Origin of the sequence: Microvirga guangxiensis, from assembly GCF_900102135.1 — a bacterium.
Taxonomy (GTDB): domain Bacteria; phylum Pseudomonadota; class Alphaproteobacteria; order Rhizobiales; family Beijerinckiaceae; genus Microvirga; species Microvirga guangxiensis.
In genome coordinates, this window is record NZ_FMVJ01000007.1 from 75,649 (window position 1) to 102,556 (window position 26,908).

Annotated in this window: 30 protein-coding genes; 14 read left to right on the top strand and 16 right to left on the bottom strand. The window is 61.7% G+C overall.

What is annotated here, in order from left to right:
* Nucleotides 1-107: 107 nt before the first annotated feature.
* Nucleotides 108-1,937 (bottom strand): dihydroxy-acid dehydratase, encoded by a 1,830-nt coding sequence (gene ilvD / locus BLP10_RS13255; protein ID WP_091135247.1) that lies wholly within the window; start codon nucleotides 1,935-1,937, stop codon nucleotides 108-110.
* A 215-nt stretch (nucleotides 1,938-2,152) separates the two neighbouring features.
* On the opposite strand from ilvD, the gene BLP10_RS13260 reads away from it, so the two are divergent.
* Complete coding sequence (locus BLP10_RS13260; protein WP_091135249.1) at nucleotides 2,153-2,398, top strand: hypothetical protein; 246 nt, start codon at nucleotides 2,153-2,155, stop codon at nucleotides 2,396-2,398.
* On the opposite strand, the gene BLP10_RS13265 is transcribed toward BLP10_RS13260, so the two are convergent.
* Nucleotides 2,395-2,832, bottom strand: coding sequence for a YqaA family protein (locus tag BLP10_RS13265; protein WP_091135546.1), 438 nt, complete (start codon nucleotides 2,830-2,832; stop codon nucleotides 2,395-2,397). The genes BLP10_RS13260 and BLP10_RS13265 overlap by 4 nt on opposite strands.
* A gap of 179 nt (nucleotides 2,833-3,011) precedes the next feature.
* On the opposite strand from BLP10_RS13265, the gene BLP10_RS13270 reads away from it, so the two are divergent.
* Nucleotides 3,012-4,190 carry a BaiN/RdsA family NAD(P)/FAD-dependent oxidoreductase gene (locus tag BLP10_RS13270; RefSeq protein ID WP_091135251.1) on the top strand — a complete coding sequence of 393 codons (1,179 nt, stop codon included), beginning with the start codon at nucleotides 3,012-3,014 and terminating at the stop codon, nucleotides 4,188-4,190.
* 261 nt (nucleotides 4,191-4,451) lie between these two features.
* Here BLP10_RS13270 and BLP10_RS13275 read toward each other — a convergent pair whose 3' ends face one another.
* The 3 genes from BLP10_RS13275 to kynA form a co-directional block, all read right to left on the bottom strand.
* Nucleotides 4,452-5,894: a calcium-binding protein gene (locus tag BLP10_RS13275; protein WP_175493905.1), complete on the bottom strand. Its 1,443-nt coding sequence runs from the start codon at nucleotides 5,892-5,894 to the stop codon at nucleotides 4,452-4,454.
* 279 nt (nucleotides 5,895-6,173) lie between these two features.
* Nucleotides 6,174-7,352 (bottom strand): aminotransferase class V-fold PLP-dependent enzyme, encoded by a 1,179-nt coding sequence (locus tag BLP10_RS13280; protein WP_091135254.1) that lies wholly within the window; start codon nucleotides 7,350-7,352, stop codon nucleotides 6,174-6,176.
* Nucleotides 7,353-7,369: 17 nt separating this feature from the next.
* The gene (kynA, locus tag BLP10_RS13285) at nucleotides 7,370-8,197 is read right to left on the bottom strand and encodes a tryptophan 2,3-dioxygenase (protein ID WP_210183620.1); all 828 of its coding nucleotides are present in this window, start codon (nucleotides 8,195-8,197) and stop codon (nucleotides 7,370-7,372) included.
* A 176-nt stretch (nucleotides 8,198-8,373) separates the two neighbouring features.
* On the opposite strand from kynA, the gene BLP10_RS13290 reads away from it, so the two are divergent.
* Nucleotides 8,374-8,616 carry a DUF3297 family protein gene (locus BLP10_RS13290; RefSeq protein ID WP_091135257.1) on the top strand — a complete coding sequence of 81 codons (243 nt, stop codon included), beginning with the start codon at nucleotides 8,374-8,376 and terminating at the stop codon, nucleotides 8,614-8,616.
* A 109-nt stretch (nucleotides 8,617-8,725) separates the two neighbouring features.
* Here BLP10_RS13290 and BLP10_RS13295 read toward each other — a convergent pair whose 3' ends face one another.
* Nucleotides 8,726-9,505 carry a VOC family protein gene (locus BLP10_RS13295; protein ID WP_091135259.1) on the bottom strand — a complete coding sequence of 260 codons (780 nt, stop codon included), beginning with the start codon at nucleotides 9,503-9,505 and terminating at the stop codon, nucleotides 8,726-8,728.
* A gap of 10 nt (nucleotides 9,506-9,515) precedes the next feature.
* A complete protein-coding gene (locus BLP10_RS13300) occupies nucleotides 9,516-9,869 on the bottom strand; it encodes a DUF1428 domain-containing protein (protein WP_091135261.1) in 354 nt (117 codons plus the stop codon).
* Nucleotides 9,870-9,963: 94 nt separating this feature from the next.
* Between BLP10_RS13300 and BLP10_RS13305 the strand changes: the two genes are divergently transcribed.
* From BLP10_RS13305 to BLP10_RS13315, 3 genes are all read left to right on the top strand, one after another.
* Nucleotides 9,964-10,434, top strand: coding sequence for a MarR family winged helix-turn-helix transcriptional regulator (locus BLP10_RS13305; RefSeq protein ID WP_091135263.1), 471 nt, complete (start codon nucleotides 9,964-9,966; stop codon nucleotides 10,432-10,434).
* A 132-nt stretch (nucleotides 10,435-10,566) separates the two neighbouring features.
* Complete coding sequence (locus BLP10_RS13310) at nucleotides 10,567-10,881, top strand: hypothetical protein (protein WP_139165496.1); 315 nt, start codon at nucleotides 10,567-10,569, stop codon at nucleotides 10,879-10,881.
* A complete protein-coding gene (locus BLP10_RS13315; protein WP_244510520.1) occupies nucleotides 10,878-11,573 on the top strand; it encodes a hypothetical protein in 696 nt (231 codons plus the stop codon). Before BLP10_RS13310 ends, BLP10_RS13315 begins: the two co-directional genes overlap by 4 nt.
* Here the strand turns inward: BLP10_RS13315 and BLP10_RS13320 are convergent.
* Nucleotides 11,570-12,565, bottom strand: coding sequence for a threo-3-hydroxy-L-aspartate ammonia-lyase (locus BLP10_RS13320; protein WP_091135268.1), 996 nt, complete (start codon nucleotides 12,563-12,565; stop codon nucleotides 11,570-11,572). The two genes, BLP10_RS13315 and BLP10_RS13320, sit on opposite strands and share 4 nt — an antisense overlap.
* A gap of 194 nt (nucleotides 12,566-12,759) precedes the next feature.
* Between BLP10_RS13320 and BLP10_RS13325 the strand changes: the two genes are divergently transcribed.
* Nucleotides 12,760-13,800 (top strand): hemerythrin domain-containing protein, encoded by a 1,041-nt coding sequence (locus BLP10_RS13325; RefSeq protein ID WP_091135270.1) that lies wholly within the window; start codon nucleotides 12,760-12,762, stop codon nucleotides 13,798-13,800.
* Nucleotides 13,801-13,876: 76 nt separating this feature from the next.
* Nucleotides 13,877-14,812, top strand: coding sequence for a DUF5996 family protein (locus BLP10_RS13330; RefSeq protein WP_091135272.1), 936 nt, complete (start codon nucleotides 13,877-13,879; stop codon nucleotides 14,810-14,812).
* Between the two features lie 3 nt (nucleotides 14,813-14,815).
* On the opposite strand, the gene BLP10_RS13335 is transcribed toward BLP10_RS13330, so the two are convergent.
* From BLP10_RS13335 to BLP10_RS13345, 3 genes are read right to left on the bottom strand one after another with little or no spacing between them, the layout of a single operon-like run.
* Entirely contained in the window at nucleotides 14,816-15,589 is a 774-nt protein-coding gene (locus tag BLP10_RS13335; RefSeq protein WP_091135273.1) for an ABC transporter permease, read from the bottom strand.
* Nucleotides 15,586-16,392, bottom strand: coding sequence for an ABC transporter ATP-binding protein (locus BLP10_RS13340; RefSeq protein WP_091135275.1), 807 nt, complete (start codon nucleotides 16,390-16,392; stop codon nucleotides 15,586-15,588). The genes BLP10_RS13335 and BLP10_RS13340 overlap by 4 nt, the downstream gene beginning before the upstream one ends.
* On the bottom strand, nucleotides 16,392-17,369 hold the full coding sequence (locus BLP10_RS13345; protein ID WP_091135277.1) for an ABC transporter substrate-binding protein: 978 nt from the start codon (nucleotides 17,367-17,369) through the stop codon (nucleotides 16,392-16,394). Before BLP10_RS13345 ends, BLP10_RS13340 begins: the two co-directional genes overlap by 1 nt.
* 195 nt (nucleotides 17,370-17,564) lie before the next feature.
* Here BLP10_RS13345 and BLP10_RS13350 point away from each other — a divergent pair, with 195 nt between their 5' ends.
* The gene (locus BLP10_RS13350) at nucleotides 17,565-18,122 is read left to right on the top strand and encodes a PRC-barrel domain-containing protein (RefSeq protein ID WP_091135278.1); all 558 of its coding nucleotides are present in this window, start codon (nucleotides 17,565-17,567) and stop codon (nucleotides 18,120-18,122) included.
* Nucleotides 18,123-18,240: 118 nt separating this feature from the next.
* Complete coding sequence (locus BLP10_RS23550; RefSeq protein WP_244510521.1) at nucleotides 18,241-18,891, top strand: helix-hairpin-helix domain-containing protein; 651 nt, start codon at nucleotides 18,241-18,243, stop codon at nucleotides 18,889-18,891.
* Between the two features lie 24 nt (nucleotides 18,892-18,915).
* On the opposite strand, the gene BLP10_RS13360 is transcribed toward BLP10_RS23550, so the two are convergent.
* Both BLP10_RS13360 and gcvA read right to left on the bottom strand, forming a co-directional pair.
* A complete protein-coding gene (locus BLP10_RS13360; protein WP_091135280.1) occupies nucleotides 18,916-19,887 on the bottom strand; it encodes a DUF4424 family protein in 972 nt (323 codons plus the stop codon).
* Between the two features lie 168 nt (nucleotides 19,888-20,055).
* Nucleotides 20,056-20,982 (bottom strand): transcriptional regulator GcvA, encoded by a 927-nt coding sequence (gcvA, locus tag BLP10_RS13365; protein ID WP_091135282.1) that lies wholly within the window; start codon nucleotides 20,980-20,982, stop codon nucleotides 20,056-20,058.
* A gap of 224 nt (nucleotides 20,983-21,206) precedes the next feature.
* On the opposite strand from gcvA, the gene BLP10_RS13370 reads away from it, so the two are divergent.
* Nucleotides 21,207-22,070, top strand: coding sequence for a DMT family transporter (locus BLP10_RS13370; protein ID WP_091135557.1), 864 nt, complete (start codon nucleotides 21,207-21,209; stop codon nucleotides 22,068-22,070).
* 93 nt (nucleotides 22,071-22,163) lie between these two features.
* Here BLP10_RS13370 and BLP10_RS23195 read toward each other — a convergent pair whose 3' ends face one another.
* The gene (locus tag BLP10_RS23195) at nucleotides 22,164-22,730 is read right to left on the bottom strand and encodes a helix-turn-helix domain-containing protein (RefSeq protein WP_175493906.1); all 567 of its coding nucleotides are present in this window, start codon (nucleotides 22,728-22,730) and stop codon (nucleotides 22,164-22,166) included.
* Between the two features lie 321 nt (nucleotides 22,731-23,051).
* Here BLP10_RS23195 and BLP10_RS23200 point away from each other — a divergent pair, with 321 nt between their 5' ends.
* Together BLP10_RS23200 and BLP10_RS13380 are read left to right on the top strand one after the other, a co-directional pair.
* Nucleotides 23,052-23,618, top strand: coding sequence for a YdcF family protein (locus tag BLP10_RS23200; protein WP_175493907.1), 567 nt, complete (start codon nucleotides 23,052-23,054; stop codon nucleotides 23,616-23,618).
* Nucleotides 23,619-23,768: 150 nt separating this feature from the next.
* A complete protein-coding gene (locus BLP10_RS13380; RefSeq protein WP_091135286.1) occupies nucleotides 23,769-24,698 on the top strand; it encodes a DMT family transporter in 930 nt (309 codons plus the stop codon).
* A 3-nt stretch (nucleotides 24,699-24,701) separates the two neighbouring features.
* Here BLP10_RS13380 and BLP10_RS13385 read toward each other — a convergent pair whose 3' ends face one another.
* Nucleotides 24,702-25,592: a LysR substrate-binding domain-containing protein gene (locus BLP10_RS13385; protein ID WP_091135288.1), complete on the bottom strand. Its 891-nt coding sequence runs from the start codon at nucleotides 25,590-25,592 to the stop codon at nucleotides 24,702-24,704.
* Nucleotides 25,593-25,837: 245 nt separating this feature from the next.
* Here BLP10_RS13385 and BLP10_RS13390 point away from each other — a divergent pair, with 245 nt between their 5' ends.
* Nucleotides 25,838-26,149 carry a DUF1127 domain-containing protein gene (locus tag BLP10_RS13390; RefSeq protein WP_091135290.1) on the top strand — a complete coding sequence of 104 codons (312 nt, stop codon included), beginning with the start codon at nucleotides 25,838-25,840 and terminating at the stop codon, nucleotides 26,147-26,149.
* Here the strand turns inward: BLP10_RS13390 and BLP10_RS13395 are convergent.
* Nucleotides 26,146-26,871: a DUF937 domain-containing protein gene (locus tag BLP10_RS13395; RefSeq protein ID WP_091135292.1), complete on the bottom strand. Its 726-nt coding sequence runs from the start codon at nucleotides 26,869-26,871 to the stop codon at nucleotides 26,146-26,148. The genes BLP10_RS13390 and BLP10_RS13395 overlap by 4 nt on opposite strands.
* Nucleotides 26,872-26,908 lie beyond the last annotated feature (37 nt).

Sequence of the window (26,908 nt, forward strand, 5' to 3'; positions counted from 1 at the left end):
CTTCTCTCTGGTTCAAGTCTCGCGACGCCGCAGGTCTGTCGAAGTGACATGAAAAAGCCCCTGAAGATGACTTCAGGGGCTTCGAAGAAACAGAACGAATAAAGAGATCAGATCTGCCGGACAGCGCCCTTGGCGGCGCTGGTGGCGAGCATCGCATAGGCCTTGAGAGCCGCAGATACCTTGCGCTTGCGCGGCTGAGCAGGGTGCCAGCCCTTGGCATTCTGCTCCTCACGCCGGCGCTCCAGCTCGGCATCGTCGACAGCGAGATGGATCTTGCGGTTCGGAATGTCGATCTCGATCCGGTCGCCGTCGCGCACGAGGCCGATGGTGCCGCCTTCGGCCGCTTCCGGCGATGCGTGACCGATGGACAGGCCCGAGGTGCCACCGGAGAAGCGGCCATCCGTGATCAGGGCACAGGCTTTGCCGAGGCCCTTCGACTTCAGGTAGCTGGTGGGATAGAGCATCTCCTGCATGCCGGGCCCGCCGCGCGGACCTTCGTAGCGGATGACGACCACGTCGCCGGCTTTCACCTTGCCGTTGAGGATGCCGCTCACCGCATCGTCCTGGCTCTCGAAAACGATGGCCGGGCCGGAGAAGACGAGGATGCTTTCGTCGACGCCCGCCGTCTTCACGATGCAGCCGTCGAGGGCGAGGTTGCCGGAGAGCACGGCGAGGCCGCCGTCCTTCGAGAAGGCGTGATCCTTGTCGCGGATGACACCGCCAGCGCGGTCCGTGTCCACGCTGTCATAACGGCTTTCCTGGCTGAACGCGGTCTGCGTCGGCACGCCGCCGGGCGCGGCGCTGAAGAACTCGTGCACCGAATGGCTGTTGGTGCGGCGCACGTCCCAGCGGTCGAGGGCTGCCTTCATGCTTTCCGAATGAACCGTCGGCACGGAGGTGTCGAGGAGGCCTGCGCGGTCGAGTTCGCCCAGAATGCCCATGATGCCGCCAGCGCGGTGCACGTCTTCCATGTGCACGTTCGCCACGGCAGGCGCGACCTTGCACAGCACCGGCACGCGGCGCGACAGGCGGTCGATGTCGTCCATGGTGAAGTTGACTTCCGCCTCGTAGGCGGCGGCCAGCAGGTGCAGCACCGTGTTGCTCGAGCCGCCCATGGCGATGTCCAGCGTCATGGCGTTCTCGAAGGCGGCGAAATTCGCAATCGAGCGCGGCAGCACGTTCACGTCGTCCTGCTCGTAGTAGCGGCGGGCCAGGTCGACGATCAGGTGGCCGGCTTCCACGAAGAGGCGCTTGCGGTCGGCGTGGGTCGCCAGCGTCGAGCCGTTGCCCGGCAGCGAGAGGCCGAGCGCCTCGGTGAGGCAGTTCATGGAATTGGCGGTGAACATGCCCGAGCACGAGCCGCAGGTGGGGCAGGCGGAGCGTTCGATGACTTTGATGTCCTCATCCGCCACGTTTTCGTCGGCAGCGGCCACCATGGCGTCCACGAGATCGAGCTTCTTGGTCACGCCGTTGAGCACGACCTTGCCTGCTTCCATGGGACCGCCGGACACGAAGACCGTCGGGATGTTGAGGCGCAAGGAGGCCATCAGCATGCCGGGGGTGATCTTGTCGCAGTTGGAGATGCAGACCATGGCGTCGGCACAATGGGCATTGACCATGTATTCTACGGAATCGGCGATCAGCTCCCGCGAGGGCAGGGAGTAGAGCATGCCGTCATGGCCCATGGCGATGCCGTCATCCACCGCGATGGTGTTGAATTCCTTGGCGACGCCGCCCGCCTTCTCGATTTCCCGGGCGACCAGCTGGCCGAGGTCCTTCAGGTGGACGTGGCCCGGCACGAACTGGGTGAAGGAGTTGACCACGGCAATGATCGGCTTGCCGAAGTCGGAATCCTTCATGCCCGTGGCCCTCCAGAGGCCGCGAGCGCCCGCCATGTTGCGGCCGTGGGTGGTGGTGCGAGAGCGATAGGCTGGCATCGGTTTATCCCGGTCTTCAAAAGTCTAAGCGTGCCTTGTTCGGCCGAAATCAAGCGACATGCAAGCGCTTTTGCTGCCGCCTTTAGGCGCAGAATGCATCCCAGGCCGGCGTTTTCGCGCAATTTTATTATCGCTCAGCTTGGAAATTCGCCTGATCCGAACCGGCCAAGCCCCCTCTGCGTTGGTCCCGCAACGCAGCCAGAAAGGGCGAAATCATGGTGCCGGATACCGATTGGGATGCCACAGCCCACCTCCAATTCGAGCCGATGGCCACACCGAAGGGCAGCACGCCGCCCCACGGCAGCGACGTGATCGAGTTTTCAACTCTCCGGGAGGCCGTCCACTGGGCTATGAACAACGAGGCGCCAGCCGGCATGCATGCGGTAATCCGGACTGCATCCGGCGAGGTGATCGAGCCGAGCCATCTGGAAGAGCTCTGGGCGAGCTTGCAGGGGCCTTAAATCCAGCCGAGGCTCAACGCCCCGACGGCGAGATAGCGGCCGGTCTTGGCCAGGGCCACGAGCAGGATGAAAATCGGCAAAGGCTCCCGCATCACGCCCGCGACGATCGTGAGAGGGTCGCCGATGATCGGAACCCAGCTGAGCAGGAGCGTCCATCGTCCATAGCGGTGATACCACTTCTCTGCCTTCATCATCTGCTCGCGCTTCACCGGAAACCAGCGGCGGCCCTCGAAGCGGCTGAAGAAGCGCCCAATGAACCAGTTCACGACGGAGCCGAGAATATTGCCGACGCTCGCCACGAGAATGAGCAGCCACCAAGTGTAATGCTCGGCCACGAGCATGCCGAACAGCACCGCCTCCGATTGAAACGGGAAGATGGTGGCGGACAGGAATGCCGCTGCGAAAAGAGCGCTGTATTCGGCAAAGTGCTGCATGAGATCCGTCATCACGCCGTAGTGGGCCACCGGCCTTAACACGCTTCCCCAGGCTTCCCAAACGTGGCTTTGGCGCTGAAGGCTGTGCTCCAGCTTGCGCGGCTGAGTGAAAGTGCATTACCAACGGGCCGCGTCCGGCACAGGCCGGCTTTTTGCGGAATCTCTTCAGGATAGGGCTCTTGGAACAGTTCGACGTTGTGGTGATCGGCGCCGGCGCCGCAGGCATGATGTGCGCGGCAGAGGCCGGAAAGCGCGGCCGCTCCGTGCTGATCGTCGACCATGCCGACAAGCCCGGCGAGAAGATCCGCATCTCCGGGGGAGGGCGGTGCAACTTCACCAACCTTCATGCCGCGCCCGCCAACTACATTTCCCAGAACCCGAGCTTCTGCATCTCGGCCCTTCGGCGCTATACGCAGCGGGATTTCATCGCTCTCGTGGAGCGCTACGGCATCGCTTACCATGAGAAAACGCTTGGCCAGCTGTTCTGCGACGGCTCGTCACGACAGATCGTCGATCTGCTCCTCAATGAGATGAAGCAGGCAGGCGCCGAGCTGCGCCTCAGGACCTCCGTCACGCAGGTGGAGAAGAACGAAGACGGTTTCCGTCTCGCGCTTTCGAGCGATGCCGTTCAATGTCGCTCGCTCGTGGTGGCAACGGGCGGCAAATCCATCCCGAAGATGGGCGCCACCGGTTTCGGCTACGATCTCGCCCAGCAATTCGGGCTGAACGTGGTCGAGACGCGGCCCGCCCTCGTTCCGCTCACGCTGGAACCTGTGATGCTGGACCGGCTGACGCCCCTCGCCGGAGTCTCCGTCGATGCGGTCGTTGCATGCGGCAAGACGAAATTCGCCGAGGCCATGCTGTTCACACATCGCGGCTTGAGCGGCCCGTCCATCCTTCAGATATCGTCTTACTGGCGCGAGGGCGCGGAGATTGCCGTGTCCATGCTGCCGGGCGTGAACCTGTTCGAGGAGTTGCGCGCGGCGCGTGCGCAAAACGGCAGGCAGGCGTTGCAGACGGCACTGTCCGCGTTTCTTCCCAAACGGCTCGCGCAACTGGTCGCTGAGACGGAAAAGGGCCCTGCAAACCTCGCCGATTATTCCGACAAGCACCTGCGGCGCATCGACGAGGCCGTCAACCAATGGCGCTTCAAGCCGGCGGGATCGGAGGGCTACCGCACCGCGGAAGTAACCCTCGGCGGCGTCGACACGCGCGAGCTCGACTCGAAGACGATGGAGGTCAAGTCCGTTCCCGGGCTCTACATGATCGGCGAGGTGGTGGACGTGACCGGCTGGCTCGGCGGCTACAATTTCCAATGGGCCTGGTCATCCGGCTGGTGCGCGGGGCAGGCGGTTTGAGCGAGGGCGCTCAAACGCATTCCTGGATGGTAATCCTTCATGCATACGAACCAACCTGCATATATGTAGAGAGAACGTCGGTGCTCCCGATGTCAAACCGAAGGCGGACTTGAAGTAGACTAGCGGCATTTTCCCGCTCGGTGCTGCCTACACCCGCGAGGCGGCGGCATGCGTGCAGCCGCCTGCGCGCCAATGTCGGAAATGATGCGAAAAAGTTCCGACGCCACCGGCGTCGGAACTTTCTTTTTTCAGACGATAGGCTCAAACGACGCAGAAATCAGCGGCAGAGAGAGAGAGGTTTTTTGCGAGCTTGGCGAATTCCAACGGCGTGTACTTGGAGCCTGAACCGTCGGCATCATAGGACAGGACGCCTGTTTTCTTGTCGTAGAGAATGTAGTCGTTCTTGTCCTTGGCCTTGCCGACCTTGAAATACTTGCTGTTCAGTTGCACCGGCGACGCCTCGGAGCCCTTTCCGAGCTTCTTGAACACCTTGTTGTCGAGCCAGATTGTATCGTCCGCCACGGAGAAGTCGGTGATCGTGTCGAAGTTCACTTTCCGATCGGTTTTGGACGTGCCGAGCCTGGCATCGAACACGAATACGTCCTGCCCTGTTCCGCCGGTGAGGATGTCGTTGCCGTAGCCGCCGTTGATCTTGTCGTTACCGGCGCCGCCCGTCAGCGTGTTTTTGGTCCTGGTGCCGGTCAGAACCTGGCCGCTCTGTGAAGGGGTGGGTTCCACGGGTGCCGGCGTACCAGGGGTGCCGCCCGGTCCTGGAGTGACAGGGCCCGGTTCAACAGGGTCGGGTTTCGGATCTGGGGGAGGGGGCTGAAGATCAACCGTCTTGTCGCTGAACTTGACGAACTTGATATTCTTCAGAAGATCCGTCCCATCCTTCTCATGGCGCTTGTCGGCAATGGTGAATGTGCCATTGGCATTCTTCGTCACGATGTAATCAGTACTGGCACCGGAATACACGGCTGTATTCGTCCCGCTGCCGCCATCGAGCGTGTCATTGGCGCCCTTGCCCTCCAGCGTATCATCGCCGCCGCCTCCGAGGAGGGTGTTGTCATAGGCATTGCCGCGGAGGGTGTTTTTCAATTCATTGCCTGTGAGCGTTACGTCATGGCTATAGGCAGCAATCTCCAGGGTCTCGACATCGACTCCTGCATCAAGAGTGTAACTGACGTAAGCGATGAGCTTGTCATTGCCTTCACCGGCGCGCTCCACGATGATGTCTCCTGCATCGTGGATGATGTAGGTATCATCGCCGAGCTGGCCGATGAGATGATCGTCACCATAGCCTCCACTCAGTCTGTTGTTGCCGGAATCTCCTATCAGCATGTTTGAAGCAACATGATCGAGCGTGACGGACAGACTGATGTCCTTGCTAGAATCAAATGCTCTGATGACCTCGATGTGAGCGCCGACGGTTATGTTTGTTCGGGCGTATACCGTGTCCACTCCGCCGCCTTCGTATTCGAAGATGCCATCGTCTTCATCGGCATAGTAGACATCATTATGAAGGCCTCCATAAAGGATATCTGCTCCTTGGCCGCCACTGAGGAAGTCCTGCCCTTCGCCGCCGTAGAGAATATCGTCGCCACCTTCTCCGTACAGACTGTCATCTCCACCCCTGCCGTACATGATGTCTTTTGCATCGCTGCCGCGGCGTGTATTGTTACCTGCATCCCCCTCCCAGGTCACTGTCGCGGACAGAGGCGCGAAAAGGGAGCTGTCGATTGCGGCACTGCTCCTCACCATCGAGAGGAAATCGACTGCAATCGGGTATAATATTTGAGGTGCTTCATCCTTCGGGAAATTCATAACTCTGCTCCTAGTCCTCTTGGCCGCGAAGGTTATTCCTGCAGCGGTGTTAAACGTAATTACGTTTCAAGACTTAGGGCGTCGTCATAACCCGGCAATGGTGAGCATGTGCGCTTGCGCACATGCCGATGAAGCTGCGGGCCGGACGGAAAAGCTGGCCTAGGCTGCGGAAACCGATCTTGAAGGGCTGAGCTCGGTGAGGCGCCGGCTAAGTTCGACCACTTCTTCTTGCGTCTGGTAGAGACCGAAGCCGATCCGCAGGCGATTGCCTCTGACGTCTGTGATCACATGCTGACGTTTGAGGCTGGCATAAATACTCTGCGCCTCCGGTGTCTCAAAGGTAAGAAAATTGCCGCGGCGCATCTCATCCTGCGGCACGACGAGGCGGGCCTGGTTGAGCAGGGGGCAATCGGCAAGGTGCTGCAGGAAATGCTGCTGAAGCGCCTTGGCATGCGCATGGATGATGGCTGGTGTTATGCCCTCGTGGGATAGCCAGCGCATGACCGCGTTGAAGCGGTAGAGACCAGATGGATCGAAGGTCGAGCCCATGAAGCGCCAGCCGTCCGTGCTGTATCCGACCTGTCCCTGTTGCGCATTTGCGAGATTGCCGAAGGCGGCATACCAGCCGGTGTCGCGGGGACGCAGGCCCCATCCTGGCGGGCAATGCATGAAGCAGGCGCCTTCACCTGCCATGGCGTATTTGTAGCCGCCTGCGATGTAGAAGGCGCGGTCCGCGATGGTGGCGAGATCCGTCGCCCGCGCCATGAAGCCATGATAGCCGTCGATCACAACCATCGCATCACTGCTCACCGATTCCACAAGCCTGCGCACATCGGCTTCAAAACCGGAGTTGAAGAACACCTGGCTCACGAAGACGAGGTCATAGGAGTCGTTGGCCGCCGAGCAGAAACGATCCTCGAAGCTCGCAAGCGGCTCCACCGGCACGCGCGTGACGGAAACGGCATTGTCTTCCTCCAGGCGCGCGATTTGTCTGGTGAAGGAATGAAACTCTCCGTCCGAAGTCAGGATGCGGATGGGCCGGTCAATAGGAAAGCAGGAGAGGATCCGCTTGAGGAATTCATGCGTGTTGGGCGCAACCGCGATGGTGCCGGGATCAGGCAGGTTGAGGTGGCCCGCCACATGCGCGCGGAACTCGTCGAGCACGGGCCCGAGAACATGCTCCCATTTGTCGTCGATGAGACGCGCAGCGTCGTCCCAGGACTGCAGATGCGCTTCGCGCGTCACATTCGGCCAGGGGTGATGGCTGTGGGCCGCGAAATGCAGGCGCTCCGGCGCGGCGTTGAGAAAGCGGGAGAAGTGTGAACGCAGATCGAGCATGTAACGCCTCGAGAAAGTCAGAGATTGCCGCGTACGGACCAGAGTTCCGGAAAGAAGTAGCGCTCCAGCGCCTTGCGAAGATAGGTGACGCCGGTGCTGCCGCCGGTGCCGCGCCGCATGCCGATGATGCGCTCCACCGTCTTCATGTGACGGAAGCGCCATTGCTGGAATGCATCCTCCAGATCGACCAGCTCTTCCGCAAGTTCGTAGAGGTCGAAATGCTCGCCGGAATGACGATAGATGTCCTCCCACACAGCTTCGACGCCAGAATGCGCCGTGTAGGGCTGCGTCACGTCGCGAGCGAGCACTTCCTCAGGAACGGCATATCCGCGCCGCGCGAGAAGACGCAGCGCCTCGTCGTAAAGGCTGGGCGCGCGATAGGCGGCCTCCAATTGATCGGCGATGTCGCCGCGATGGCGGTGCGGCGCCATCTTGAGCTCGTCCTTGGCTCCGAGCTTGAACTCAACGAGGCGGTACTGCCAGGACTGGAAGCCCGAGGACTGCCCAAGCGCAGGCCTGAAGCTCAGGTAATCGGATGGCGTCATGGTGGAGAGCACGGTCCAGGCCTGGATCAGCTGTTCCTGAATCCGGTTGATGCGCGCCGTGCACTTGAAGGCAGGCTGCAGCTCGTCGGCGCGCAGATGGGCGAGGGCGGTGTCGAGCTCACGGTTGAGGAGCTTGAGCCACAGCTCCATCACCTGATGGATGGTGATGAAGAGCAGCTCGTCATGCTCCTGCGTCAGGGGCTGCTGGGCGGAGAGAAGCGTGTCGAGCTGGAGATAGTCTCCGTAGCTCATGTCCTTCGTGAAATCGGTGTGGATGCCTTCCGTAGGTCCGTTCGCCATCATTGCCCTCCCCAGCCGTCTGCAATGCCTGAATCTCTTGTCGTTTCAGGTAGCCTTTGAGGGGAAATAGGGTCAACGCGAACAATGTCACCAGGGAAGGGGCCGGAGAATTGGCATCCGGCTCCCGAGCGGCTAGGTTGCGGGCCGATTTGCCCCTTTGAACGGAGACCATCCGCATGAGCGATACGCTTCCAGACCGCCTGTCCACCAACCCGAACAGCCCTCATTACAACGAGGAGCTTCTGGCCAAGGGTATCGGCATCCGCTTCAACGGGGCCGAGAAGACCAACGTCGATGAGTATTGCGTCAGCGAGGGCTGGGTCCGCGTGATCGCCGGCAATGCCAAGGATCGCTTCGGCAATCCCATGACCATCAAGCTCAAGGGCAAGGTCGAGCCCTACCTGCAATCCACGGACTGAGCCTTCCGGAGTGCTGCTGCCGGAGCCCGTCTGAGGCGGGGCCTCCGGCCCGCGTGGATTCGTGCCTTGCGGCATGCCCCGCCTGAAACTTGTTTGATGCAGGTGGCGCTCAGGAACTCTTGCGAGGGCCGACGAGGCCGAACATCGCGCCTTGCGGATCCGTGGCGACGATGATGTGGACGCCGCCCGGAACTTCGGCGGGACCATAATGGATCATGCCGCCATTGTCGGACACGGCTCCTGCGGCAAGGTCGATATCCTCGACGCCGAAGTAGAATGTCCATCTCGCGGGTGGCCCATCCTCCTGCCTGTTCATCACGGCGCCGATGGTTTGGCCGTGATGGTCGATGAACTGATAATCGCCCATGGCCCCCATCGGCATCGCGTCGCCTTTCTCCCATCCGAATAGGCCGGAATAGAAGGCCAGAGCCGCTTTCTGGTCATTGGCGGCAAGCTCGTTCCAGTGACAATGCCCACGCTCGGTCTGGGAGAAGGCCGTGCTGGTGCCTTCCACCGCGCCGCGCATCACATAGAACACGACGCCTTCCGGATCGGCCATCATTGCAAATCGGCCGACTCCGGGAATGTCGGTAGGCGGCATGTGCTGAATGCCGCCGGCCCGCACGATGTCCGACGCCGAGGAATCCACATTGTCGACGCCGATATAGCCCAGCCAGCATGGGCGCATGCCTGCTGCCGCGGCGCCTGCCGGAAGCCGCATGAAGCCTGCGACATCCGCAATGCCGGTCCCGAAGATGCTGTAGTCCTGGGTCGCTTCGCCCGCCGGTCGCGCCTGCCAACCGAGAACAGCGCCGTAGAACCGTGAGGCCGCGGCTGTGTCGGTGGTCAGAAGTTCATACCAGATAAAATCGCCATGCCGATTGGTCATGAAGCACCTCTCAGACGTCGAGGATCGGCATGAAACCGCCGAAGATCATGCGCTTGCCGTCGAAGGGCATCGTTTCGCCCATGGCCCGCATGCGCGGATCGGTCATGATCTTTTGGTTCGCGGCATCCCGCACTTCTTTCGAGGGGTATTCGATCCAGCTGAAGACGACGACCTCGTCATCCTTGGCCTTCACGGCCATGCGGAAATCGGTGAGCTTGCCGTCAGGTACATCGTCACCCCAGCACTCGACCATGCGGGTCGCGCCGAATTCCTTGAACAGGGGCGCGGCTTCCGCCGCGTGCTTGCGATAGGCTTCCTTTTCGCCGGCAGGCACAGCCACCACGAATCCATCCACATAGCTCATCGGTCGTCTCCCTAGGCCCCGCGCTTTCAATCCTGCTTCTGCAAGTTTTGATGTTCATTGTTGACTTTTACGTTGATATCAACATAATATTCTCATGTCAAACAGCCGCGATGTTCCCTTCGATACGACAATCCATATTCGGGATGCCTGCCTTTGCCTTCATGCTCAAAGGGCGGCGCGCACCCTTTCGAGAATCTTCGACGAGGCTTTCCAGCCGGTTGGGATTACATCCGGGCAATTCTCCCTGCTGAATGCCCTCAATCGGCCCGACTCGCCGAAAGTCGGCTCTGTGGCGCAATTGCTGGCGATGGACCGCACAACCCTGACGGCGGCCCTGAAGCCGTTGGAGCGCGACGGTCTCGTCACCATCAAGGTGGATCCGGATGACCGTCGCAGCCGCCTTCTCCACCTCACCGAGACAGGCCAGAAGGTGCTGGCCTCCGCAGTGCCGATCTGGCGCGATCTTCATGCGGCTGTCGAAGCGGAGCTGACGGCGCTCCAGCCGGATGCCTTGCGTAGCGCATTGAGCACCCTGTCGCGATCAAGGTCGTCGCGGCAGGGATAATTGCCATAATATTTGCGGAGGAGGGGCCTCGCGATCCGTCTCATCCAGTCCCAAGGCTGGACGCGGAGCCAAGCCGCCCAAGTTTTAAGACAAGCTTGTCAGCCGGGGACGATCGTCGTCCTTGAGAAAGGCTTGTCCCGCATGCTCTCCCGCAGAGCTTCCCGGTCAATCAAGGCCGCCGTCTTCTCGACGGCTTTTCTCGCCGCGCCGCAGACGGTGGCTCATCGCTGGTATCCGTTCTGGTGCTGCGACGATAACGATTGTCGGGAGCTTGTCGCGGCAAACGGCGAGACGGTCATCGAGACGGAGGACGGCTACCGCCTCTGGGATGGACGTTTCATCGGCCGTGAGCACAGCAGGCCTTCGCCCGACCGGCATTTTCACTTGTGCGAAGAGCAGACCACGCGGGCGATCATCTGCTTCTTCGCGCCTCAGGGGCAGTCGTGACGGATATTCGCACCCTTGCAATGATCTGCGCCGCGCTTCTCGCAAGCCTCGCCTCGCTGGCGGGGCCTTCCTGGGCGCAGAGTTTATCGAACCCCGCTTTTTCCGAGGCAGATCCGCCGGGACTTCCGTCCATCGGCAAATGGATGCTCACGGCGCAGGACGTGCCGTCCGACTGGCTCGGCGAAGTCTATGAGGGCAAGATCCTGCGGGAGCCCATCAACATCATCATCGTCGATGAAGGGGCCATAAGCCGTGCCGACGCCGTCGCCCGTCTCATCGCAGCAGCGCGCAGCGCGGGCTATCCCATCCGCCTCGGACATTCCGCCGGATATCAGGCCGTGATCGGCGGACAACTCTTCGCACAATTGCCCAAAGGCTGGGACGATGCTTTCTCCAACGAGGTGTTCGAACTCAGCAATAACCACGGGCGCATCTTCGGCCCATACATGCTGGGGCAGATCTATCTTTTTACCGGGGCCTTCAGCCGCGAGCGCGTGGACCCTTTCCGCTGGCCCGGACACCGTTTCGCATCCTTCAATCAGGCGCGAAACGATTTCGTTGAACGAATGGACCGGACCACCGCTTACAAGATGTCCAGCTCCGTCAGCCTCGACAATGCGCTTGCCGACAATCCCAAGCTCACGACGGGCGACCATGACGGCAATGCGTTCATCCTGCGCGCGGGACCTTAGGCCATCGCATCGGATAGAAAGCCCGCATAGGCTTTCGGGTCCACGTTTCCGCCGCTGATGATGATGCCGACGCGCTTGCCCTCGCACGGGACGATGCCGTGCAGAGCTGCTGCTGCGGCAAGGCATCCGGTCGGCTCCACCACGATCTTCATGCGTTCGGCGAAAAAGCGCATGGTGTCCACCAGCATTGCGTCCGTCACCGTCACCATGTCGCTTGCGAGCGCGCGGATGATCGGAAAAGTCTTCTGACCAATATACGTGGTCTGCGCGCCGTCCGCGATGGTGACGGGAACGGGGATACGCACGATGGTCCCTGAGCGGAAGGATTGCTGGGCATCATTGCCGGCTTCAGGCTCGACACCGACGATCCTGCATTCGGGCGAGAGCGCCCGTGCGGCGAGCGCCGAGCCTGCGAGCAGACCGCCGCCGCCGACGCAAACGAGCAGCAGGTCGAGTGGGCCGACTTCCTCGATCAGCTCCTTGGTGGCAGTGCCTTGGCCTACGATCACATCCTCATGGTCATAAGGGGGGATGAGCGTGAGCCCACGCTCGGCGGAAAGTCTGCGCCCGATCTCCTCGCGGTCTTCCGTGTAGCGGTCGTAGAGCACGACTTCGCCGCCATAGCCCTTGGTGGCAGCGACCTTCATGGCCGGAGCATCCTTCGGCATGATGATGACGGAAGGCACGTTCTGAAGCTGACCTGCATAGGCGATGGCCTGCGCGTGATTGCCCGAGGAGAAGGCCACCACGCCCCGTATCTTCGCATCCTGCGGCAGCCGCGCGATCGCGTTATAGGCGCCACGGAACTTGAAGGCGCCGCCTCTTTGCAGGTTTTCCGCCTTGAAGAAAAGCCTGGCTCCTGTGCGCTCATCGGCAGTCCTGGAGGTAAGCACTGGCGTGCGATGGGCGATGCCCTCGATGCGCTGCGATGCCGCGATCACGTCATCATAGGTGGGAAGGCTCAGGCTGTCGGCGGAATTCGAAGAGGTCATGGAGCGCGATTCACGTGATTTTGTTCTGCGTGACAGCCATAGCATTTGTGAGAGGCGGCACAAAGACAATCGCGTCCTTCGCGCAGCTTCCTGACCGAAGCAAATTCCTGGAACGGTGACACTTCCGGATGGTCCCGGAACGCATGCCCCTCACAGCCGTTCTCCGCTGAAGCGAATTCGAGAGGAGACTCGTCATGGACCTGTGGCGGATGATTTTGTCGGAGCATGCGAATATCGAGGAGCTCTGCCGCGAGGTGCTGGAGGCGACACCGACAGGCCCGAACAGCCGCGCCGAGCTGTTCGAGGATTTGAAGGACGAGCTTGAGCGCCACATTGCAGCCAAGCAGAATGTTCTCTATCCGGCTTTCTCTCACGACGGCCGCACGGAAACCTATCTTCACGAGCTCGACGACGAGCATCGCGACATTCGGCGTAGGCTGGCGGCGCTCTCCGCCCAGCCGAACAAGAATACCCGGCAATGGGCGCTCGATTTCAAGGAACTCGCCGGCGTAATCCGCCATGCCTTCAGCCTGGAGGAAAATGGCGCACTGGTGACGGCCCATGGCCTCATGTCCCGCGAGGAAACGGATGAGCTGCGGCGGGCTTATGAGCGTGAAAAGATCGCCTCTTACGAGGCATCCCGCTGGCACATGCCGCAGGCGATGATGCCGAGCCGCTACGGCATGCCGACAGGCATGACCTTCGGCCTGCTGGCGGGCGCGCTCGCCATCGGCGGAGCGGCTCTCGCCTGGAGCCTGACACAGGGCGGTCGATCCCGCTCCAACCAGCCTCTTCGCCCTGCGCGTCATCGCCCGGAGCCTCCTTTCCCCCTCGATAGCGGCGTGATTGACCGCTCCTTGAGCCGTCGCGGCATGGAAGGCCGCGCTTCCTCCGGCGCTACTGGGATGCAGCGCGGCATGGGACAGCAAAGAGCGGGACAGCAACGAACCGCACAGCCGGGGATGGGGTCGCCCCGCGTCACGGAGACAACCTCCACGATGGATCGCCCTGATACACGTGCGGGTGGCGCAGCGACCGGCTCCAGCGCCGGTTCGGACGAGAACTGGTTCTCATCCGCCAATCCGCCTCGTGCGCCTTCGGGCCTTTCGACCCCCCTGCAACCCAGCGGGACAGTTCCGAGCGGCAGCCCTGCTTCGTCGGTGGGTTCAGTGGGAACCGGTGGCGGGCAGACGGAGAATAGGAGCACCGGTTCTCCGAAGCAGGAAGGGCAGTAACATCGTTCTGTCATGACATCGGGCCAAGCTGGCCTATATCCCGGGCATCCCATCCGTTCCTCGCGGGAGATACCCGATGGATGACGCAGGCTGGCCCGAACTGTCCTATCCGCAATGGCGCGATACTGCTGCCACCCTGCAGCTCTGGACGCAAATCGTCGGGAAGGTGCGCCTGTCCCTGACCCCCTGGCTCAATCACGGTTGGCAGGTGCCGCTCTATGTGAGCGCGCGCGGGCTCACCACGTCGACCATGCCTGTGGGGCGCGAGATCGTGGAAATCGAGTTCGACTTCATCGCCCATCGGGTTCTCGTACGTACGAGCCGGGGCGACGAGGGCATTCTCGCAATGGAGCCGCGCAGCGTCGCAGAATTCTATGAGGAGCTTTTCGATCTTCTGCGCGGCATCGGCGTGCATGTTACGATCAAAGAGAAGCCGAACGAGGTGCCTGATCCGATCCGCTTCTCGGAGGATCGCACCCATGCCAGCTACGATGCGGATGCGGCTTACCGTTTCTGGCGCGCGCTCGTGCAGACGGACCGCATCTTCAAGCACTTCCGCACCTCGTTTCTCGGTAAGGCCTCGCCGTCGCATTTCTTCTGGGGCAGTTTCGATCTCGCCGTCACACGCTTTTCAGGGCGGAAGGCACCGCTTCATCCCGGCGGCGTGCCGGGATTGCCCGACGACGTGACGCGTGAAGCTTATTCCGATGAAGTGAGCAGCGCAGGCTTCTGGCCGGGCAACGATGCCTACCCGGAAGCAGCGTTCTATTCGTATGCCTATCCTGAGCCGCCGGGATTTCGCGATGCCAAGGTGCCGGAAGGCGCTTTCTTCGACACAACCCTGAGCGAATTCATTCTTCCGTACGATACCTTGCGCAAGGCTACCGATCCCGATGCGCTGCTGCTCGAGTTCCTGGAGAAAATATACATTGCCGCTGCCGATGCGGCGAAATGGGACCGCGCAGCTTTGGAATGCGAGATGGGCGTTCCCGCGCGGGTGAGGCCGATCTGAGGATCACGTCTCCTTCACGTTCGTGCCCCAGCGCCGGTGCAGGAAGCGCTCCCAGGGGGAGAACAGCAGGCGGTCGACGAGAAGGCCGATCACCACGATCACGATCATGATGCCTATCACCTGCTCCATGGCGTTGAGCTCGCGCCCGTAATGCAGCAGATGGCCCAGTCCGAAGCCGGTGAGGATCGTCACGTAGATCTCCGCCGCCATCAGCGAGCGCCAGGCGAAGGCCCATCCCTGTTTCATCCCGCTCACGAGAAAAGGCAGCGATGCGGGCAGGATCACCCTCGTCCATTTGTGGAAGCCCTCGGAGCCCATGGTGCGCGCGGCGCGGGCATAGATCGGCGGAATGTTGCGCGCGCCGTGATCGGTGGCAATGATGACCGACCATACGGTGCCCATGATGACGACGAAGAGCATCGCGCCTTCCGTCTGCCCGAACCACACGAGGGCGAGCGGCACCCAACAGACGCTGGGCAGCGTCTGGAAGCCCAGCGCCAGTGCGCCGAGGGTGTCCTCGAGAAATTGCGACGTGCTGGTGAGGAGCCCTAGCGGGAGGCCGATGAGCACGCCAGCGAAATAGCCGACGAGGAGGCGCTTCAGCGTCACCCAGGTGGATTCGACGAGCGTGCCGTCGAGGAGCGCGAACCAGATGTATTCCGCCACGAAGATCGGCGATGGCAGCAGCACGGACGACCAGCGCCCGCTGCGCACGGCAAGCTCCCACAGGCCGATGAGCGCGGCGAAAAAGAGAAGGGCAACGGCAAAGCGCTTCATTCGAATGCGGCTCCGTTGGCCGTGCCTTTCAGCGCGGCGGCGATCTTCGAGGAATAAGCGGCAAGCTCCGGGCTGTTGATGTCGCGTGGGCGGGGCAGGGGAATGTCGAAGATCTGCGAAATGCGTCCAGGCGAGGGAGTCATGAGCACGATGCGGTCGCCGAGGCACACGGCCTCACGCACATTGTGCGTGACGAACACGATGGTCTTGCGGCTTTCCATCCAGATGCGCTGAATGTCGTCGTAGAGCTGGTCGCGTGTCATGGCATCGAGCGCGGCGAAGGGCTCGTCCATCAGCAGCACATGCGGATCGGGCGCGAGCGCGCGCGCCAGGGCCACGCGCTGCTTCATGCCGCCGGAGAGTTCATGCACATGGGCGTGCTTGAATTTCCCGAGCCCCACGAGTTCGAGATATTCGTTCGCGATGCGACGGCGTTCCTTGCCGGTAAGATCAGGCCTGAGCTTGAGGCCGAACATCACATTGCCGAACGCATCCAGCCACGGAAACAACGCCGATTCCTGGAACATCACGAGGCGCTCCCGCCCGGGGCCTTCGATGGCCTTTCCGTCGGCCAGCACGCGGCCCTGATCCGGTTTGGTGAGGCCGGCGATGATGTCGAGCAGGGTGGATTTACCGCAGCCGCTGGGGCCGAGCAGGCAGACGAACTCGCCATCCGCGACAGACAGGGACACGTTGTCCAGCGCCTGCACGATGTTGCGCTTGGGCGTGAACCATTTCGACACGCCTTCAATCTCGATCTTGGCCGGGCGCGCTTCGGATGAAAGAGTGGCTGGCGCCTCCATCAAGGCGCCTCGAGCATGCGGTTCAGGTCGGGCGTGCCTCGTAGGAAGCCCACGGCCTGCGCGCTTGTGACGAAGGACTGGAAGGCCTGCAGAGTCACATCCGGCGTGATGTTCATGCGTGCCCATGCACGAGCCACGAGCTCGGGCGCCATGCCTACCTTGAAGGTAGCCTCCAACTCCTCGCGGGCAAGCCGCTGCGCCTCGTCCGGGTTCTGCCTGATCCATTCCGTGAGTTCGCGATGGGCCGCCACGAAGCGCTTGGCGAGATCGCGGTTCTTCGACAGGAATTCAGCGCTCGAGACGAGCACGGTGGTGATCGCATCCTTCTCCTCTACCAGTATCTTGCCGCCGGCCTCGGCTTCGAGACGCGAGACCCAGGGCTCCACGGTCCATACAGCATCGAGCTGCTTCGCCCGGAACAGGGAGAGCTGGTCGGGATTGCTGGTAGGCACCACTTGGGCATCGCCGCCCGTCTGCGTGATCCGCAGACCCCCGGCGACAAGCCAGGCGCGGGCAGCCACATCCTGCGTGTTGCCGAATTGCGGCGTGGCGATGCGCTTGCCTTTGAAGTCGGCAGGTTTCGTGAGCGTGGAATCCCCCTGCACCACGAGGGCCGAGCCGCCGTTCACCGCGCCCGCCACTATGCGCACTTCATCCCCACGCGAGCGCGCATAGGCATTCAGTGCCGGGTTCGGGCCCACATAGGTAAGGTCGAGGGACTTGGCGAAGATCGCCTCCATGGCGCTCGGGCCGGCATTGTAGGCATACCACTCGATCTTCTTTACGCCGGGGCCCAGGCGATCCGCGAACCAGCCTTTGCCCTGCCGCTCCATGGCCCGGGCCACGAGGGCCTGCACATGGGTGATGTTGGGAAAATGCCCGACCCGCAGGGTCGTTGCCGCCTGCCCGAAAGAGGGTGCCTGCGCCGCCAGCCACGAGAACGCCGCGAGCAGAAAAAGCCGCCATCCTTGCCGCATCGATGGACCTCCATGCCGTGGGAACAGGCTAGGCGATCCGGAAGCAAGGTCAATGGCGGGCGTCGCCCCCGCCCGAGCCGGGCTTGACGGTCGTCTCAGGCAAACCGGCTCCGCGGCACCCCCTCATCGATCTTGCGCTCTGGGGGGAAGTGTGAGGGAATCGGGAGGGGGCTCGCCTTGCGACGGGAGGCCGTCATGCGGACTTATTTCGTCTTCCAAGCTGTGAACATGCCCGGGCTGCGTGGTTACACCGACGAGCCTCGCGCTTCGATACTGCCATCCGAATACGGCCCATGGATCCAGGCTCGGGAGATCGGGCCTGGGGAGGAGTGGAACCTCGATGTCAGCCGCGCGGTCGTGGCCGCCGGCATCCTGGAGAACGGCTTCTATCTCTCAGGTCCGATCAATCAGGCTCCGCCGCGACCCGTCATCGAGAGCGACCGTGTGGAGGGAACGGCGGTCTATGGCTCCAATAATGAGCAGATCGGCACCATCAAGCGGCTTATCATCGAGAAGGTGAGCGGACGCGTGCTCTACGTGGACGTGACGTTCGGCGGATTGTTCGGCCTCGGCGTGCATCACCACACCATTCCGTGGGACAAGCTCACCTATGACAAGGAGCTCGAGGGCTATCACACTGACATCACGGAAGAGCAGTTGCGCGGCGCACCTGCCTTCGCAGATGAACGGCGCGACAAACTCGATCGAGACAGCGACCGCGAGATGCAGAATTACTGGCTCAATCGCCCCTGAAGGCCGCACAAGCAAACGCTATAACCTGAGAATATTTTGCCACTGATCCGCCATATCACGCGGATAGCAATGGTCTGCTTTCGTCGTGTATCGACGCAACAACATGCGGGTGTGGACTATGCAGATTGGCAATCTTTCTCGAGCGCCTATCAGGTCGCGAAGCATCGCTGCATATCAGCTGCTGCGCGTTTTCATCGTCGTCGTCCTTGCCGCTTCAGGCGGCTTTGCCTTGTCCCTGACAGTAGAGAAGCAGGACACCGTTGCCTCCCTCGATCGCAACGATGGTGCAATTGTCCTGCATGCCGATGAGCCGCGGGACCAAGCAGCAGCGGTGCAAATCGCAAGCGCAGATTCACCTGCAATCATTCCGGCGGATAGCGGCGTCACGCCACCGGCGGTCGCAGAAGCATCTGCTGAGGGAAGCGCGTCTATCGATGCGCCGAATTCTGTGAGCGCCGATCACGCCGCAGCATCGAGCCGCGATGCGCCGGTTCCCGCAACCGGACAGGCTGCCACCGCCCATTCATCACCGGAGATGACGGGTGCGGTGAATGTTGCTGGCGTTGCAGCGGATGATGCTTCTGATGGCGATCTCGTCGATCTCAACAAGGCCTCCTTCGAAGAGCTCAATCGTTTGCGTAACGCAGGCGCCCTCGGTCGAGCCATCATCAAAGGCCGCCCTTATGCCTCGGTGGAGGACCTCGTGAAGCGCAAGGTCATCCGCCGTTCGGTCTACGAGAAGATCAAGGATCAGGTGGCGGTGAGGTGATTTCCACGCATCGCGGCAGGGCGGTCAGAAGCCCGTGTCGAGGATCAGCACGGAAATGTTCTGCTTCGGGGTGAAGTTCTTCTTCACCATCTGAAACTGCGTCGGCGCAATTTTCCTGACGCCTTCGCCGCAGAAGCTGACGAGGTTGTCGGGGTGTCCCTTATCCACCGTCAGCGTGAAAGTGCCGATAGGGCCGGCCCAGTTCGCACCCGTGACGAGGATGTAGTCGAGGATGCGCTGGCTGCCGCCTCCCGATTTCAGCTGACGGGCGGCCCATTTCTTCGCTCCCTTGATGAAGTCGCCGTCCATGCAGGAATTTTCGCCGACGAGATACATCTCCTCCGCGGTTTTGGCGCGGACCATCGAGTCCAGAGACAGGACGGTCGCACCGACACTGGGCTTGTAGCGATGCTGAATGATCGTGTCCCGTCCGGCGGGAAAGGTCTGCTGCCAATGATAGGCGCCCGCAAGCGCCCAATTGGGAAACATCTCGTCGCCGGTTTCGAGAAGGCCTTCCCGTTCCAACCGGTCGATGGCCTGCCGATCCAGCTTCTTCAGCGCGGAATCCACGCGCTCCGAATAGGGCGGAATTGGAATGTCGAGATCACGCAATGTCTTCGTCACATCCCGCCCATTGAGCACGGCCTTGGCTTCGAACTGGACCGCAGAAGGCTGACCGTCCACGGAAACGGAAAACCGCATCGGGTTCGCCTCAGGACCGTCGGGATAATCCGCATCCGACATGGTGCGGCCAACCTCCGGCATAGGGAAAGCTACAAGTCCCTTGACGTCTTGGGAGGTCAGGTTGCGAAAGCGGTAAGTGACCCGCACCTCATTCATTGAAAGGAACAGGTCCTCCGACACCATGCTGACGGCATCGGTCTGGGTGAAGACGAGCTCCCCGGCGGCAAAATGCGCCATCGTGTCATTCGCCCGGACCGCTCCCGGCCAGAAACTGACCGATGCCAAGGCTGCAAGCGTCAGAAGATAGCGCACGGAAAAACCCCTCGATGGACTGAGGCAGTCACTATTCCGAAAAGCCCAAGCGGGAAAGAGCTATCATGGAAGCTCGCGCTTGAAATGCCTTCGGCATCCGTCCAGCTTATTATATCGGGAGCGCATGAACGGCGAGGTGTGATGTACTTGGCTTGAGGGCTCCTCCCTTCAAACCGCATCCGTGAGAAACTGCCGAATCTCGGCTGCCAGCCAGTCGCGCACTGCACAGACCTTAGGGTGATCTCTATTGCCTGGACGATAGACGAGGTCATAACCTCGTTCTGCCTTGAGACGGTGCTGGGGAAATGGGGCAACCAGACGCCCGGCGGCAATGTCTTCTGCGACCAGCACACTACGTCCGAGCGCCACACCCTCGCCGCGAATGGCCGCCTCGATGGCCATGCTGCCATGACTGTAGATCGGACCACGGCTCCTGGGGGTGCCATCCGCACCCGCCAGCGCAAACCATCGTTCCCAATTCGCCAGCATGCGGTCGTCATGCAGCAAACGGTCTTCATGCAGCAATCTGCACGCAGCAAGGCTCCTGACGGATAGCAATCCACCCATCTCCTCTCGATAGGCAGGGCTGCACACCGGCGTGAATGTTTCCTCCAGGATTCTCTCCGAGACAACATTCGGATAGCGGCCATAACCGTAACGCACAGCCGCATCGATCCGCTCGTTCATCAGATCCGCATCAGGGTCAGTGATGTCGAGGTGAATATCGAATTCGGGGTAGCGCGCTATCAATCGATGCAGGCGTGGCCCCAGCCACTTGCTCGCGAATGAGATGCCCGTGCTGATGGTCAGCTGCTCAGCGCTCTTCTGCCCGCTGATGCGTTCGGTCTCTCTTATCAAATCCGCCAGCAGGCGGGAGACAGCCTCGTGAAATCGGGCTCCTTCATCGGTCAGGGCGATCCGACGTGTGAGCCGCCTGAACAGGGCAACACCCAGATGCTCTTCAAGTGTCTTGATGTGCCTGCTTACCGCGCCGTGGGTGACGTGCAATTCCTCGGCGGCCAACGTCATGCTCAAGAGACGTCCGGCAGCCTCGAAGGCGCGCAGGGTTTGCAGGGGAGGGAGACGCTCGATCATGATCTTTATGTGTGAGTTTGGCTCACACGTTACGTGAGAACAAATGGTTTGTCAGCCAGGAGCCGCGGACCTAGCACTGTGAACAGACCACGATGGCGACATCGCCTCGATTTCCCGCAGAACTGCTCATGACAAGCCAAAACGCAACGGGCATCCCCACCGCCCCATCCCAGGCCGCCGTTTCTCCCCATCCGGCTGCTCCATCCATGGGCAGCTTTGCGTCCATGCTGCTGCTCGCTGTCATGTGGGGCCTGTCCATTCCCATCACGAAGCTCGGCCTCCTGACATTGCCGCCTCTGACCCTGACGGCGCTGCGCTTCGCGATTGCCGTACCCCTTCTGATGCTCCTCATCCTGGGCAGGCGACGCCTGCCATGGCGGGCGCTTCCCCGTGTTGCCGCCCTCGGCATATTGGGCATCGGCGTCGGGCAGATTGCCCAAACCTTTGGGGTGGCAGGTACGTCGGCCTCGGTCGGCACCATCATCTCGGCGACTATTCCAGTTTTCGTGGTGGTCTTTGCCGCCTTGCGCCTGAAACAATCCATTTCGGGACGTCAGAAGCTGGGGTTGCTGGCAGCCTTCATCGGCATTGCGGTGGTTGCTTCCGGCAATGGAGGCGGGGCGAGTTCTGAGCTTCAGACCAGCGTGGCCGGCGCTGGCTTCATGCTGCTCTCGTCGCTGGCGATCGCGTTCTATTACGTCTGGGGCGTCGAACTCACCAATGAATACGGCACTGTCGTCGTGGCCGCTTGGAGCACATTGTTCGGCTTCGCCGCGCTGATGCCATGGGCAGGCTGGGAGATGGGGCACGTTTCGTTCCAGATCACCGCTGAGGCCGTGGCGGCTGCGGCATATCTGGGGCTCATCGTCACCGTCGCAGGAATGTTCATGTGGCTGAATATCCTGCGCACGGTTCCGGCCGGGATTGCAGCGAGCATTCAGTATCTGCAACCGGTCATCGGCATCGCTGCCTCGGCTGCGATGTTCGGTGATTCACTGGGAGGCCTTTTTGCGGTTGGCGTGTCGCTGATCCTGGGCGGTCTTGCCTTGACCGTGACATCTCCCGGCAAGGCAAGCCAAGCGATCTAGGATCAGCGCGCCGAGACAGCTAGGGCCCACTGCGGCTGCCGGGTGTGCTCATGCAAGATTTGCCGGCGATCACCTTTCCATAGCTGTCCCTTCTCAAATCCCTCCGCCGCTTTCGAACCACCATTCCCGTACCTCCCAGCCATAGCCTTCTTCCTGCATGATGCGCTCGAGATGGGCTTGGAGCTCGTCGCGCAGCTCGTGAAGCGTACGAGGGGGCGCCTCGTCTTGTTCGTAGGTGAACTCCGTGCGCTGCGGCGGGGAGGGAGGGTTGCGCTTATCGATGTCTCCCAGCACGCGGGTGAGACGAGCGAGTGGTTGGAGGGAGCGCTGAGCGAGTTCCACCGGCATGTCCTCAAGGGCGTCCGCATGACGCTCGGTGAGTTTCCAGAGCTTTTGCGTTACCCGCTCACGATGATTGAGCGCCCGGGCCGGAACGGCGGCGCCTGGCGGACGCTGCCAGCCTTCCTGGGCTACATAGCGAGAGATGGTGGTGATGGAGACGCCGATCTCCTCGGCGATGCGCTTGTAGGGCCAGGTCGTGCCCTCCACGAATTCGCGCATGGCGGCGACGCGGGCAGGGGTGAGCTTCTCGCGGAGAGCACCGGGGGTCTTTGTAGAGATGTTGTTATCGAAAGAGGAGTTGGAGGAATGAATTGTCATGACAATCACTTTTTTAGAACAAAAGACGAACATTATGCCGCATATGGGAAAACAGTCAAGGTTGGAGTAAGGATCTGGGCGACCGTCTCGCCTGCGAGCAGGCGAGACGCAGCGGATCCGCGATCAGGAGCAGGCGTGCTGACTGAAGCGGCCACTCGTCCAATTGTGCGCCTCCGCTCCCGTCGCTCCCTCGAGGGGGCGTGCGCTAATCTCCACCCTGCGGCCCTGGATGGCGTTCTGAGAAATGATGGGATCATGGACGGTGTGGCTGGAAGACAGGGCAGAATGCGATTTCGAAGGGTGAAGAGAGTTGGATCGGTATTGGCACTCGCTCTGATGCTGCCCGTGTTCATAGCTGTCGGCGCCATGGCGGAGATCGCGCTCTATTCCACGCGCTTCAGCGAAGGGCCGGCCGATGCGGCCATCGTGCTCGGCGCTGCGGTCTATACGGACAGGCCTTCACCCGTCTTCGAGGAACGCATCCGCCATGGGGTGAACCTCTTTCGCGCAGGCCGGGTGCGGCGTCTTGTAATGACCGGCGGCCGCGGGCCGGGCGATCGACTGTCGGAAGCGCGGGCCGCGCGCGACTGGAGTGTGGGGCAGGGAGTGCCGCCCAACGCGATCCTCCTGGAGGAGGCATCCAGCACCACGCAGGAGAATCTGACCTTCGCGCTGCCTATCCTGAGGCGGCATGGGGCGAAGAGAGTCTTGATCGTCAGCGACCCGCTGCATATGCGCCGAGCCATGGCTATTGCGCGACGTCTCGGGATCGAGGCGGAGCCGTCACCGACTCCCACGAGCCTTTATGTGGGATGGAAAGCATGGGGCATGTTTCTGGCAGGGGAGGCGTATTACCTCACCCGCTGCCGGGTGAACGGGAATTGCTGAACCGCCGTTTCATGGGGTTTTCAGGGACGTTTGAGGCGTTTCATGAAACGTTTCATCACCGTTTCAGCAAAAAACGATGACATTTCATCATTTGTGCTGATGATCCAACAGGCGTAATCGAAGCCTCTTGAGATTCTTCGAGACCATGCCATGACCCAGGCCGCCGCCACGATGTCCGCTCAGGACGCCAAGCGCTTCGACGGAACCACTTTCGGGCTCTATGCCGCCACCGTGCTCCTGTGGGGCGTGAGCTGGATCGGCATTCGCGCGCAGCTCGGAGTGGTCGCCCCGGAGATGTCGGTGCTGTGGCGCTTTCTGCTCTCCGCCGTGCTCATGTGGGGCTGGGTGCTCGCCACCGGCCATCAGGTGCGCTTCCCGCTCGCCGATCACCTGCGCTTTGCGGCTGTGGGATGCTGCCTGTTCTCGTTCAACTTCATCTCGTTCTATTACGGCGGTTTGAGCGTGCCGTCGGGGCTGCTCTCGGTGGTGTTCTCGCTCGCATCCGTGTTCAACCTGGTGCTGGGCTTCGTGATCTTCCGGCAGAAGGTAGAGCCGCGCGTGGCGCTCGGCGGCGTGATCGGCGTTGCGGGGATCGGGCTTCTGTTCTGGCCGGAAATCACGGGTGCGGGCTTCAACGCGGCGGCGCTGAAAGGCCTCGGGCTTTGCGTGATGGGCACGCTGTTCTTCTGCTCGGGCAACATGATCTCGACGGTGGTGCAGCGCCGCGGCGCGCCGCTTCTCTCCGCCACCGCATGGGGCATGACCTATGGCTGCGTGGTTCTGCTGACGCTGAACGTCGTGCGCGGCAACGCCTTCATCATCGAGCCGACGATGAAGTATATCGGCTCGCTGCTCTATCTTTCCATCGGCGCGTCGGTCCTGGCGTTCATGGCCTATCTCACGCTGCTGCGCCGCCTGGGCGCCGCGCGCGCAGGCTATACGACGGTGCTGTTTCCCATCATCGCGCTTGCGGTATCCACCCTGCTCGAAAGCTATCAGTGGACAGCTCTTGCCGGCATCGGCGTGGTGTTCGCCCTCGTCGGCAACGTGCTGGTGCTGCGCAAGCCCTCCGCGAAGTAGCCGTTACTCCGCGGCGACCCCATACACGGGCCGCGTCGAGCCGAGGTTGTCGAGCGACTGCTTGATGTGGAAGCCCAGCGCATCCGCCAGCGGGTTCTCCTCGCCGCGCGCGCGGATCAGGCCGATCTTGCACGAGGGCAGGGCGGGGAAGCCGTCGGAGGGGCCGAGAATCCGCATGCCGGGGCGCACGGCGCTTTCCGGCAGAACCGACACGGCTAGGCCCGCGAGAACGGCTGCGCCGACAGCGGTTGAATGGTAGCTCACATAGGCCACGCGGAAGGCGCGGTCGGCGCTCTCCAGGGCTTCCGTCGCCGAGTGCCGCCAATCGCAGTTCGGACGCCCGAGGGCGAGCGGAATCGGGGTTTCCTCATGCACGCCGTGGCGGGCGGAGGTGACCCACAGCAGCTGCTCGATGCGCACGATCTCGGACGGGCCGCGCCGGTCCACATGGGTGATGATGGCAAGGTCGATGTCGCCATGCTGGACGCGCTCGATCAGGTTGTGCGTGGGCTCGCACATCACCGTCACCTCGGCCTTCGGGTTGGAGCGCGAGAAGCGGGCCAGGATCTCCGGCAGGTAGCGGTCGGCGTAATCGTCCGGCAACCCTAAGCGCACGCGGCCGGTCAGCTCGTGATCGTTGAAGGAGGCCATGCATTCCGCGTTCAGGCGAACGATCCGGCGGGCGTAATCGAGCAGGCGCTCGCCCTCGTCGGTGAGCTTGGAGAGGCGTCCGTCGCGCTCGAAGATCGCCTTGCCGACCCGGTCCTCCAGCCGCTTCATCTGCATGGACACCGCGCTCTGCGTCTTATGCACGATCTCCGCCGCGCGGGTGAACGACCCCGTATCCGCAATCGCCACGAATGTCCTGAGCTGATCGATATCGAGCAAGTGCATGGCTTCCGCCTCCCCATCAATATCAATGATGATACATATCTCAAACTATCGTTTCAAGTGATGAAACGTTTTGTGCTAAACGTTACAAATAGCAACAAAAAATTGCTTATAAGTATCAATGGCTTGAAGCGGCAGGGCCGTGGCAGATCTCTGGAAGATTGCTGGTATTTCTCTGACACTTTTCGGAATGTTCACGGACATCTCTGAACGACCGTGAAAGCAGCGAAGGCGAAAGGAGACCCGACATGACCCGGTCTGCAGCACCCGTCACGACCCTCCCCGGATTCTTCGGCCCGGGTCCGTTCGTGCGCACGCTCGTTTCCCTCGCCAAGGCTTACATGGATCGCCGGGAGGTCAGGAATCTCGCCGAGCTGGACGAGCGCATGCTCAAGGATATCGGCCTCACGCGGGACGATGTGGTGAGCGCGCTCGCAGAGCCGCTTCATCATCGGCCATCATGGGTATTGGTTCGATGCACCAGGCCGACCCTGCCGGCTCCACGGCCGGCCGCCGCACATAACGTCCGGCCGGTGGTTCAACTCGTGAGCCGGGCTTAAGGCTTTCTGGAGCCCGTTTTCCAGGCCTCCTCGAGAATCGACTGAAGGGATGTGAGATACTGCATCTGCATCTCCTGTCCCTTCTCCATCATTTCTCCCAGGGATGGTTGCGCGGGCTCCTGCGGCTTCGTGGGCGCGGACATCTGAAGGAAGCCCGACATCATTTCCTGAAACGGATTCACGGCAGGCTTTTTCTCGGGCTCCGGGAGCTTCATCCAATTGCCCCACAATTCCATCCAGGGATTGGACGCATCCTGCCTGGGTTTCTCCTCCGCGCTTGCGAAGGTTGGAGCGCCCTGAGCCTGAGTCCTCATCCATTGGGACAATCCGCCCGCGACAAGGCCTGCATACAGAGGCAAGATCTGCTGCATGGTCTCGACACCGATGCCGGCGAAATCGGCCGCCTGATGGGCCACGCGACGGCTTGCCTCGTCGGAGCCGAACAGCTGGTCGAGAAGGTGCCTGCCTTCCTGCTGGGCCTGCGGGGTGAAGGAGCGTGCCGCCATCTGCCAGAAATTCTGATAGCCGCCGCTCATCAGCGATTGCAGGACGCGGTTCGGGTCGTTGCCGATCATGGCATGCTGCAGGCCCATGATGAAGGCAGGCATGAGCGCCGCCATGGCTCTCTGCTGCTGGTCGCTTGTCAGCTGGAACTGCCGGGCCAAAGCCTCGAAACCTGCCTGTGTCTGCGCCTGTCGCATCAGGTCGAACCAGTTGAACATGGCAGACTCCTCGAATGCCGGTGCGTTCCACCCATTT